The organism is Anaeromonas frigoriresistens (genome assembly GCF_016820655.1).
Lineage (GTDB): Bacteria > Bacillota > Clostridia > Tissierellales > SIT17 > Anaeromonas > Anaeromonas frigoriresistens.
The window spans coordinates 1-2,307 of sequence record NZ_WSFT01000030.1 but is presented as its reverse complement, the minus strand read 5'-3'; the positions used below and the strand labels follow the sequence as shown (position 1 = coordinate 2,307).

Below are 2,307 nucleotides of genomic sequence, written 5' to 3'. Positions count from 1 at the left end.
TTCAGCTGTTTTACCTATTTCTTCTAATCCTTCTTCAAATAATGCTTTAACTTCTTCTTGAGTCGCACCATTACCTAAGTCTTTGATTAACTCACCATTTGCTTCTCTGAAAGTTTTTCCTTCAGGTCCTGGCATTCCAGGAGGTACAAATGCCCATGCTGGAGGTACTATACCTTGAGTTCTAGCTTCTTGAATCTTAATTCTATCTATAGCCATTGCAAATGCTTTTCTTATCTTCTGATTAGAGAAGAATTCATTTTCCACATTAAATGTATAGTAGAAAGTAGAAGCTTCTGGATAAGTATTTAACTTATCTTTATATTGCTCTAAGTATTGAGATGGAACTTCTGTCCAGTCAATTTCACCAGTTTCATAAAGATTCATTCTTGTATTAGAGTCAGTCACCATAACTCCTTCTACTCTTTCAAGTTTAACTGCATCTGCATTCCAGTAGTCAGGGTTCTTTTCTAAGTTAAGTTGAGATTCATGCTCCCACTCGCTTACAACGAAAGGCCCATTAAATACCATATACTCAACATCTGATGCATATTTCTCTCCCCACTCTTCAATCTTATCTTCTCTTACAGGTAGGAAAGTACTATTTTGTAACTTACTTAAGAAAGTTGGATCTGGTCTTTCTAAAGTAACTTCTAGAGTCTTCTCATCTAATACTTTAATTCCTAATTCATCAGCATTATCAATTTCACCTGTGTTATATGCTTCAGCATTCTTGATACCATATGCTAGGAATGCATATGTAGAAGCCGTTTCAGGATCTAATGCTCTTTTCCAAGAATATTCAAAGTCATTAGCTGTTACAGGCTCACCGTCTGTCCAGTTAGCATCTCTTAAATGGAAAGTATAAACTGTTTCATCATCATTTAGGTCCCAAGTTTCTGCCATACCTAAACCTTCTTCAGCTATACCCTCTGCATTAAGTCTTACGATACCTTCTAATGTATCTATAAGTATTCTACTTGATGTAGCATCTTGACTTAATTGAGGATCTAAGTTTGGAGGCTCTGAATTCCAGTTTATTCTTAAAACTTGCTCTTCTGCTAGTTTCTCACCATCATCTGTATCTTCTTCACCATCATCACCTGCTGCTGGATCTTCACTTTCATTAGGTTCTTCAGCAGTGTCATCTCCACAACCTGCTAATGCAACAGTAAATACCATTGCAAATACTAATAACATTATCAATAATTTGCTCTTCTTCATTTAAATACTTCCCCCTTTTATTTTGTAAAATTAATTAAGGCGATAAATTTATTTCTTACTATGACACCTCCTTAAAAGTTGAATATTAATTTTAAAAGTTCATTAAATTTTATATTCTACAAGAATATTTAAAATCATTTATATTTTCGAAATATTTTAAATATTCCTTTAAGAAATGTGACTAATCTATTAACATCTCGGATATAATATTACGTTTGTTTAATAGATTAATTAGATTATATGGAATTTTTAAATAAATGTCAAGATTATATTAACAGAATTTCATTTATGCATTTTTCCACATTTTATAAAACCTCATTTATATTACAAGAATATTTCTATTTGTTTAAATTTTATCTAGAATTAGTTTTACTATAAAACTGCTGTATTAAGCTGTTTGAATAGTCTGAATATTTATGTTGACCTGTAAATACTATTAATTTAAACTTTATTCCTACATGAATTCTATTATTTTTGTAACACTTTCTTAATATAGATTGTCTACGATTTTCTTACAAGTATACAAAAAATAAAGGATAAATCCGAAGATTTATCCTTTATAATTATTATTACTCTACTATATATGCTTTATATAATCCATCTGTCATTTGAAGTGGAAGTCTTACTATCCCTTTAACCTTAGGATTTTCCATTACAATTTTAACAGAGTGATCTGTTGGAGATACAGGCATTTCTTCCATTAGAATTCTTTCAGCTTCTAGCATAGCTTCCATACGCTCTGGTCCTGAAGTAGTTTGAGCAGTCTTAATTAATTCATCATACTTTTCATTTGACCATTTAGCAGTGTTTTGGCTTCCCCCGGTTACCCACATATCCATAAAAGTCATAGGATCATTATAGTCACCAATCCATCCTGAGTAAGAGAATGCAAAATCACCTTTATTTTCTCTATCTATCTTGATCTTAAATGTTGCTTGCTCGATTTCAACATCTACACCAAGAGTTTCATTCCAATATTGTTGCCAGATTTGTGCCCTTTGTACAGCATTATCACCGTCAAATGTAAGGAATTTAATTCCATTCATATCTTCAGCTGTTTTACCTATTTCTTCTAATCCTTCTTCA

Annotated in this window: 2 protein-coding genes; both read right to left on the bottom strand. The window is 31.8% G+C overall.

Translation table 11 applies throughout. The features are described from left to right. Nucleotides 1-1,221: peptide ABC transporter substrate-binding protein (locus GOQ27_RS07435; RefSeq protein WP_203366216.1), on the bottom strand; the 1,221-nt coding region annotated here is incomplete at its 3' end. Between the two features lie 569 nt (nt 1,222-1,790). Beyond that, a partial coding sequence (locus tag GOQ27_RS07430; protein WP_252187777.1) for a peptide ABC transporter substrate-binding protein occupies nt 1,791-2,307 on the bottom strand: 517 nt, incomplete at its 5' end.